General features: G+C 31.6%; 1 protein-coding gene and 1 rRNA gene. Both read right to left on the bottom strand.

All coding sequences use genetic code 4. From position 1 onward, the window contains the following. Positions 1-1,133: ribosomal RNA gene (locus tag ACXYRK_RS02205) — 16S ribosomal RNA — on the bottom strand; the annotation flags it as partial. 224 nt (positions 1,134-1,357) lie between these two features. Then, positions 1,358-10,549 carry a beta-N-acetylglucosaminidase domain-containing protein gene (locus ACXYRK_RS02200; RefSeq protein ID WP_458617872.1) on the bottom strand — a complete coding sequence of 3,064 codons (9,192 nt, stop codon included), beginning with the start codon at positions 10,547-10,549 and terminating at the stop codon, positions 1,358-1,360. Positions 10,550-10,662: the final 113 nt, after the last annotated feature.

Below are 10,662 nucleotides of genomic sequence, written 5' to 3'. Positions count from 1 at the left end.
ATTACTCGGGCAGTCTTCTTAGATAATTAACTAAGAATAAGGGTTGCGCTCGTTGCAGGACTTAACCGAACATCTCACGACACGAGCTGACGACAACCATGCACCATCTGTCATTCTGTTAGCCTCCACTATATCTCTATAGTTTTGCAGAAGATGTCAAGAGTGGGTAAGGTTCTACGCGTATCTTCAAATTAAACCACATGCTCCACTGCTTGTGCGGATCCCCGTCAATTCCTTTAAGTTTCACTCTTGCGAGCATACTACTCAGGCGGATGATTTAATGCGTTAGCTGCGTCGATAGTATCTATCAACTAATCATCATCGTTTACAGCGTGGACTACCAGGGTATCTAATCCTGTTTGCTCCCCACGCTTTCGTCTCTCAGTGTCAATATGTACCCAGTTAGCTGCCTTCGCCAAGTTGGTGTTCTTCCTAATATCTACGCATTTCACCGCTTCACTAGGAATTCCGCTAACCTCTATATAATTCTAGCATGCCAGTATCCAACGCGATTTGGGGTTGAGCCCCAAATTTTGACGCCAGACTTAACATACAACCTACAGACGCTTTACGCCCAATAATTTCGGATAACGCTTGCAACCTATGTATTACCGCGGCTGCTGGCACATAGTTAGCCGTTGCTTTCTGACAAGGTACCGTCAAGGTATTAACATTTCCTTTAATACTTTTTCTTCCCTTATAACAGCAGTTTACAACCCGAAGGCTGTCATCCTGCACGCTGTGTCGCTCCATCAGACTTTCGTCCATTGTGGAAAATTCCCTACTGCTGCCTCCCGTAGGAGTCTGGGCCGTATCTCAGTCCCAGTGTGGCGGATCAGTCTCTCAACCCCGCTAAACATCATCGTCTTGGTAGGCCTTTACCCTACCAACTAACTAATGCTCCGCACCCCGATCTTTTAGTGAAGCAAATGCTCCTTTAATTTAACTTTTATGCAAAAGCTAAAGGTATCCAGTATTAGCGATAATTTCTCATCGTTATCCTAATCTAAAAGGTACGTTAAGTACGTGTTACTCACCCATTCGCCGCTAAGTTATAAATAACTTCGCACGACATGCATGTATTAGGCACACAGCCAGCGTTCATCCTGAGCCAGGATCAAACTCTCGAAAAAATTGACTGTCATGTTTTATATCTAGTTTTCAAAGAACTTTAAAAGCATCTAAATGCTTCGTTATTTATTATATCACAATATTTCATATTTCAAAATATTTTTTTTTGATAATGTAATTTAGATAAAATTTGCAATACTTAATTTATCTTATCATAATATTTATTAATTACTAATAATTTTTGATATTTTAATAAAAAAATCGCTTTTATAAGCGATTTTTATGTTTATTTTTTGTTCTTGCGACGTTTAAGATGGAAGATTAATCCTAAAATTGCTGCTAATGATGCTAACACAGCGATAACAACTCCTGCAATTACTCCACCATTGCTCTTAGGTTGAGGTTTTGTTTGCTCTGGTTTTACATTTTGCTGTCTAGAAACTTCAGTTTCAACTTCTTTTTTAAGTGTTTCAAGGTTAGCAATTTTTTCTAAACTATATGAACCTGATTTTAATGTATTAAGTCTGTTTTGGTAGTCTGCTTTTTTGTTATCTGTATCAGGAAGTTTGTTAATTTCTTCTTGTGCTTGACTAACAGCATTATTCAATGCTTCTGTCATTTTTCCTTGAGCAACACTACTATTATCTAATTCATCATTTAAATCTGATTCTAATACATTGTAATCTTTACTTGATACCTTAGCAAGTTGATCTTGATATTTACTTCTTTGCACATCTGAAATACTTGGATCAGATAATCAGGTTGCTAATGTTTGTTCTTGTTTTTTAATCTTATCAAGTTGTTGTTCTTGTGCCTTTTGCTCTGAAAGCTTAGTTTCGGCTTGAGGATCTACTTTCAATACATCTGCTTTAACATCAGTGTAAACTAATAATTTTGCATCGTTATCAAGATTATCTAATTCGGATTTGGCTGCAATTTTATCATCACCTTTTAATGCATTTACTCATGATGTAAGTTTATTCAAGGTTGCTTGATATTGGTCTTTAGCTTGTTGTTGGTCTACAGAAGCTTTTAAATCAGCGTTTTCGTTTAATAATTTGTCTTTAAGTGTTTGATAATCAGCAAGTTTTGCATCTGATTTAGCATTTAATGCTGCTAATGCATCTAAGTAACTGCTTTGTTTTGCTTTAGGTAAACTTCTGATTTGCGCATCGAGAGCAATCTTAAATTCAGCAAAACTCTTAGCATCGGCTGCGGCTTTAGCTGCTTGATCACTATCTGCAACTTGTTTTTGTAATCCTGAAATTTCAGAATATATTTTTGCTTTAAGGCTATCAAATTGTTGTTGGGTAGCATTTGGTCCTAATGCATCCATTTGTGATATATATTCAACTTGCTTAGAAGCATCAATAAATGAAATAATATGCATTAAATCAGCACGATTTGCTTGATAACTTTGATCTTCTAATAACTTTTGCACTGCTGGAATTTCTTTTAATTTATTTTCTAAATTATCTAATGCTACAGTTTGTTTTGCTTTTAGTAATTTACTATCAGTAAGCATTGCTCTAAGATCTGTCTGTTTATCAGCAGGAAGGATGTTGATTAAATCATTGATGTTATTTAAAGCATCGGTGTATGATTGAGCTTTTTGCTCTTGAGCTATTTTTGCTTTAACAAGAGAGTTTTGGCTAAGTTCGTTATATAAATTATTTACATAATCAACTTGTGGGTTAGTATTTGAATAAATTTTATTTAATTTATCCAAGTTTTCTTTATTAGTTGGACTGTCATTTTTTTGCAAGTATTTGCTAATTGCATCATAAATTAATTTGCTGTCTTGTGCAACTGCTAAATCCACATTATCAAATAACAACTTGTCTTTAAATGCTTTTAAATCTGCTAATTGACTTGAATCTTTAAATTCATTAAGTTGTTTATAGTAATTAAATTGTAAATCAGGTGCTAAGGTAGCAATCATTTTTACAAGTTGATCCTCGAGAGTATCAAAACTTGCTTTTGCATCTATATCTTTAAGTTCAGGTTTTAAAGTAAATATTTCTTTCTTAAGAGCATCAAGTTGTTCAGTTGTAGCTGCTGCATTAACCTTATTTATCAAATCTTGTTGATTGCTTTGATCAAGACTCTTAATTAAATCTAATAATCTTGGTTTTTGTGCATCTGCATCGACTGCATCCATATATTGTTGTGCATTTGAACCTAATACTGCTTTTTTAAGGTCTGTTAATTGTTTGAATTTTGGATCAAGTAACTCTTCTTGTGCTTTTGCTGCTAATTTTAATTGGTCATTTAAACCTGAAACCATATCATTAAATTTAGCTCTTGCTTTTCTTACTTGTCTATCTTCGAATCCTGTTTTAATATCAGAGAATTTAGTTAAGATTTCATCTTTTAATCCAGCAAGTTTATCCACATCATTTGCATATAGTTTTGCAAGTTGTTGGTAATTTACAAACACTGGTGAATCTTTTAATGGATTTAAATCAAAGATTGTTACTAAATCATCTGTTAATTTATCTATCTTTTTCTTTGTTTGATTTTGTGCTTGTAGTTTTGTATGTGTATCAGTTAGACTTGGACGAATTGTAACCATTTTTTGATAAATTTCATCCAACTTAGCATTTGCTTGATCATCCTTACCATATACATTGATGTCGTTTAATGATGAAATAATATCTGCTTGATTGCTTTGTGGTAATGATTGAGCAAGTTCTAATAAAACATCTTTTCTAGTTTTAAGTTGCTCAATTAACGCATCTAAGTTTGCTTTTTCTTCTGGAACAAATGAATTATAAAGGTTTTCATATGCTTTGACTTTATCAGTAACTGGATTTAATCTTTCTTGATAATCAGCTGCTAGTTTTGGTGGAAGCAATGAAATGTATTTATTCAATTTATCAACTGTTTGGTTATATGCATCTAGTTTGCTTTGTGCATCAAGTTTTTCTTTTAATTTTGGATTATTTGCTAATAATGAATTTTCAATTGCATCAAGGTTTAATGATACCCCTTTTATTCCATAAGAATTTAAACGAGTTAGAAAATCATTTTGCTCTTGGGTTGGTAAAAATTCAGCTAACTTCTTAAGTTCATCAATTTTTGCTTTTGTTGCAGCATCTGGAGTGGTTTCTACAGGTGCTAAATCTAATATTAATTCATTACTCAATGCATTTAATACACCTAATGAATTTGCATCATTAACTTTTTTAATAAATGCTTCTTTAGTAGTAGCATCAGTAATAACTTGTGCTTGTGAAGTTAGTTTTTCTTTTGTTTTAGCAATTTGTGCATCTAAAGCAATTTGTGCATTTTGTGCATCGGTGATTGCTTGCATTAACTTTTGAGCATCCAAGATACTTTGCACATCAGATAATTGTTTAGTTAAAACTGCTTTGACACCAGCATCAGTGATATTTGCTAATGCATCTTTTGCTTGTTGTTTAAGAGTATTTAATGATTTTTCATCCTGATCAACAATTGCGCTTCTTAAATCAGATAATAATGATCTTAATTCATCATCTGAAATATTTGCATTATTTGCTTTTGTTTTCAAATCATTTAAAAGACTTTGATCAACACCTGAAATGCTTGATAAATTATTAAGCATACTTTTTACTTCTGCTTTTGCTACATCAGAATTTGTTAATGCTAAAGCATTTGTTGCATCATCAAGTTCTTTTTGTGCATCTGCAATTTGTTTATCAGCAACATCATTTGTAAAAGCACGTTGTTTATATAAATCAGCTAATGCATTGTATTTTGATGTATATGTGCTATATGAATCGATAGTATACACACCATTTTCATTTGATACTTTAGATTTTTGTAACTGTGCAACTGCAGCATTTTGTTTATCAATATTTGCTTGAACTTGTGCTATAGCAGCATCTATTGTAGCTTTAGCGGCATCAATAGTTGCTGAATCTGCATTTGGATTAGAAGCAATATTTCTTTGATCAGAAATTATTTTATTAAGTTGATTATATAATGATGGATAACTTTGATGGTATCCTAATGCTATATCAGTTAATTTGTCTGCTTCTTTAACAAAGTCTTGATATTTAGCACCACGTTCTGATAATTGTGATTTAACCGAATCCATTAATGCACGAAACTCTTTGTTAATTGCTATTAAGTCAGTAACCTTGGTATCAGGCGAATTAACTTTATCTTTATTTGCTTCAACAAAATCTGCTAACTTAGCATATGCTTGTGGGTTGTAGTGGGTTAATTGTGCTTTGATATCTTCAAATGTATCAAAATCTCTTTTTACTAAATCACGAGCAAATACTGATGGTTTCAATGAATCTTGTGCTGTCTTTACATTTGCTAATAATTGATTATATGATGGTTCAGTAAGACTATTAGAATCTGCAACTGCATTTTGCAGTGCTGTCACTGCATCTTGGTATTGTTCATATGATTGGTCAGTATATTGATTATCAGCATTACTGATTACATTTGCTGAAGCACTAGCAACTTGATCTGGTGTTAAAGTAACTTTTGCATATTTAATAACATTTTGCATGCTAAAGTATACTGTATTAACTAGTTCTTGGGTAGCAAGGAAGTCTTTGTTTACAATTTGCTTTGCTTGTGCTTTAAGTTCATTGTATCTGTCTTGATCTTCTTTGCTTCATTGACTTATGTAATCAGGGTCTTTTGCGATTAAAGCACTTAATTGAGTTTTATCAGTTGCATTAAGTTGTTTATTATGGAATCCGAATAACTCAGTGATTTTAGGAACAGTTTTTCCTCATGTAATCTGAATACCAGTAACATATATATCACGAGGAATGGTAAATGATGTATCACTACGAGATAATTCACCTAGTTTTTTATATTTTAATGTGTTATCTTTTGTATCAAAATATTGTGCAGATACACTAACATCTGGATAACTTGTATCAGTGATAATTCTTAAATCAAGATTATCAAAGTAACCTTTTTCATTTCGATAAAGAATTTGTGAATTAGGGTTCTTTGGTTGATAGAAAGTTGTTGCATCACGATCAATCATCTTTTCTGGACTATGAGCATCATCAATTCCAACTGCAGGCACAGCCTCTTTTGAATCTTTTGGTGTTAATCCAGTGGTATCAAAACGATCATCATCATTAACTGTATATACCACAGGTGTAACTTTTGCTTTTAAATTAGTAAATGATAAATTAACATTACTGCTTCCTGTATTTATTATACGAACAAATCTTGCATTTTTAGCAACAGATACATCAGTATTGTCTGCATTAATTGCTACATCAGTTCAATGGAAACCATCTAGTGAATATTGAACTTTAATATCTTTTAGTTGAATATCATTATCAGTTGATGAACCTTGTTCATCTGCTGCTTGTTTTGGTTGAGAAGTTGGTGAAGCAGGTGAAGCAGGTGATTGTAAATTTTGTTCTCCACCAGAACTACTTTCTTCGGACGAAACAACATTTTTATCGCTTGTTCGATCAGCAACACTAAATGTTCTAGAAAGACTAGTCAATTTATAAACAGAATTAAAGTCTATACCTACTGAATCATTTGGTTTTAAATCAACAGTAACAGGAGTGTTATGTGTTTCTTCTTTATTATATAAATAAAATTCTTTTCCATCGAAACCTGTTGATAAAGAACCATTATGATTTAATAAGTATTTAGAAATATAAACACGTCTTTCGATAATATCTACTGATTTAATGTTTCAGTGTGTTAATGTGTTTGTTGGTGTTGGTTGTGGTTGAGACTGACTTGATGGTTCACTATCAGTTGCTTGTTGTGAAACAGCAACTGCTGTTGGTTCTGTAGCAACTACATGTTCAGCAATAACTTTTAATCCTGTTCATTCTTCTTTGTAATTTGCAGGATCAGAAGTTTTTGTTGAATGATCATTAATTGAAATAGTTACTTCCCCAGTTTGTGCATCCTTAGTGGTAGAATATCTATCAGATGGGATAATAAATACTTCATTATTAACAAGCCCTTGGATTTTAATATCAGATACTTTTGCTTGTGGATCTTGTTTTATCTTTACTTCTGCTACTTTTGCTGGACGGTTGAAATTAATTACAAAATAATCGTTATCTTGTATTGTAGTTTGAGACGATGAACCTGTTGTATTATGTTTAAATGATGCAAGGGTGGCATCGTTTGAATCGGTTAAGTTAGATAATTTGTTATTAGTAATTGCTGAATCTAAAACAAGATTTGAATCAGTTGTCGGAAATAACTTTAAATCAGCTTCATTACTTAATGATTCAAGTTGGATATTACCGATAGTTCAACGACTTCCTGTATCGTGTGTTCCTTTAACTACTAACCTAAAGTATTGGAATGTAGCATTTCCATACACTGTTTGAATTGCAGAACCATTTAAGTGCCCGAATCCAAATTGTTTTCACTCACCAGTGTTTGGTTCACCATCTAGATACTCAACTGCAAAATCATTCATTCTGTCACCTGCATTTTGATAGGTTTGGAATAAATATAGTTGAGTAATATTCATTTTTTTAGGAAGTTTAAATCCAATGCTTTGATTTGCTTGTCAACCACCTGATGTAGTTTGTAAATAAATTCCGTTTGCTGTACCATTTGAATTATCAAATAATAAATCAGTTTTGTTTGCAACTTGAAGCACTAATCCATTTGTTGCAGATGATGAATTTTTATCAGTAACATTTGCCGATGCTTGTACAAGGGTAATTTTTGAATTAGAATCAGTTGATGAAATTGATGGATTTAAATCTTGTGCATAATTAACTGTCTCATCTTTATTAACAATAAAACTTACTAGTGAAAGCATATTATCGCTAGTTGAATCTTCTTGGTTATTAACTATTCTGATTGCTGTTACATTTGCAATCCCGCTTTCACCTAATTCGGTTGTTCCTCATGTTGCAGTTGGATCACTTACAGAACCTGCAACTGACTGTGGATTATTAGAAGAAACTGTTAAATTAGTTATATCTATATTTTTTTCACCTTTATTTTCTTGTAAGTCATGTCATTGATTTGGTTTATCAGATGTTTGATATTGTAATTTTAATTTAGATAATAAACGTCATTTTTCATATCACATCTTTACATATACATTATGTAAGGTTATTGGACGACTGAATTGGTATCCAAAATAATCACCCTTTTTCATTCTTTTGTATTTTCCATCGGAACTAATATCAAAAGTAAATGTTGAATCACTATTATCTGCTTCTAAATGACTTGGATCTCAGTCGGCTCTACCATCGCGACCTAGGTTAGTAAAGAATGTTTTTTGCACCGCACCTAATGTTGAATTATCCACAGTTGCTAAAACATTATTATGTAAATTAGTTAAAAACTCAGTTAAAATACTTACAAAGTTATTCAAATCTGAATCACTTATTTGAATTGCTTTTAAAGCACCCTTAATCATAGTTTTATATGTTTGTGAGCGATTGTAGACAAGTTTTGCTTCTTGGGTTAATTTACCAAATACTACAAAGTCAAAATTTTTGTAAGCAGTTGTGGCATCTAAAGCAATAATACCCGCATTAGCTAAATCATATAAAGATTGCAATCAAGGTTTTGTTTGTAAAACAAGTTGACTTTTACCAGCCGCTAAAAATACATAATTAATATCATCTACTAGTTTTGATAATTTTGCTCTTAATCCATTGATATCACTTCTTGAAACTGAATCGATTCCTCTACGAATTGAATCACCGATTCCTCCTAAATAAAAGTTAGGTGCAGAGTTTATATCAGTTGATTCAACTGGAAATCCTTTGAAGTTATAATTGAAATTTCCATTAGATAATCAGGTTCGGTTAAAGTCTCAATATAATTTATAAAAGTGAGTTGAAATATTATATAAAGCATCTGTTAATTGTGGATCATTATAACTTTGGTCTACTGCAAAGTTTAAAGCATTAAGATGGGTTCTTTGTTCAATTCTTAACGAATCTGAATCAGTTAATTTGTTATTTACTCAACGTTTTCATGCATAATCTGCAAAATCAAATAAAGTTACCTTTGAAGGTCCTTCCATTTGGTTTGGATCAATTGCGATTCCATCAATTTTAGCAAACTTATAATTGCTTTTGTCAGGATTTTTATTATCACTTATATCTTGTAAGGTTTTTAATCAGAATTGGTTAATTCCTAACATCAGATAATCTAAATTACTTTCACCTTTATGTCAGTTTTGAATATAAATTATTTTTTTGTTTCCTGCAGTAAAGTTATTAGAACCATCAATATTTGGTCAATCAGTTCCAGAATCTATATATAATTGTACATTTGAATTGAATTGATCATAGTAACTTTTAAGGGATGTACTTCCACTTTTTGGATTTGAACGGTTTCGATAATCAAGATATCCAATCTTTGCATCTAAGTCATCATATCTTTTACTTTGTTCATTTCATCATTTAACTAAATCATCTAAAAATGCTTTTTGTTTATTTCCAATAGTAGTGTAATCTGATTGAGATAAAGTACCAGTAGTTGAAACTGCATCTACAAATGGTTCATTGCTAAGTGGTGTTGCAATAACTATATCTTTAACACCAACATCTAAAAGTTGTTGTATTTTAGTTTTTAAAAGAGGTAATTTATCATTCATATTTGCAGTTGTGATTTTATCAGAACCTACAAATGGATTAATAAAATATACAAACTTCATAACATTATTTGAAGTTGCTTTAATCAATGTTTTAATATCTTTTAATTCATCTTGGGTATATAAAGATGATCATAATGTAGTGGTTTTTAAATCAGTTTGTGGTTGGTAGTAATATCTGTTGTATTTTAAGTAACCAGCATAGTTAATTAAATCTAATTTGGATGCAAGGGTGCTAATTGATGAAGTATTTCTTAGTGACAGTCCACGTATTTCACGATCAGCTCAGTCTTTAATAGTGAAATTACGAAGTTGGCTTCCATCAATTTGTTTAAATATATGTCATAAAGTAGTAGCACCATAAAATGCTGCATCAGCATCTTTAGCATACAAAGTAATAAAATTATTTGATGATCTTAGATAATATGCATCATTGTGACTAAATAAATCTGCAGCATTATCTGAAGAACTATCTTTTAACTCACTTGAACTAATACCAACTGTATTTAATAAGTTATCAACAGTATTATCTGAATCACCTTTAATACCAATTAAGATATTGGTTTTACCAAATAATAAATTCTTGCTACGGGTAATATTAGAAATATGTTTTGATTTTAAAAGATTTTCAAATCTTTTAATTGTAACTTCTGATACACTATCATCATAAACGATGTTTACTGTATCAGTTAATGAATATGTATTATTTCCTCCATAATTGATTTGTTGCACACCTGGATAGACTTTGTAGTCAGGTAAAGCAACTACTGGATTGCTTGTTGGGGTGCTTGCAGGAGTTTCAGTAGCAGATTTTGCTGATGAATCACTTGCACCTGTAGCACTAATAGCAGCAAAAAGTCCCAAAGAACCAGCTGCTGCTAGTAATGTCTTTATTTTCTTTTTCATTTTCATATTATAAGTTTATTAAATTTTCCAAAAAAAAAAAAAAAAAAACGGATAAAAATAATTTTGTTTATCCTTTTTTGTGGTAAATTGCTTTTATTTCATATTTTGATAAG

The sequence above is a fragment of the Mycoplasma sp. AC1221 genome (assembly GCF_054353815.1).
The sequence above is the reverse complement of the archived record's forward strand: the minus strand, read 5'-3'. Positions and strand labels throughout refer to the sequence as shown.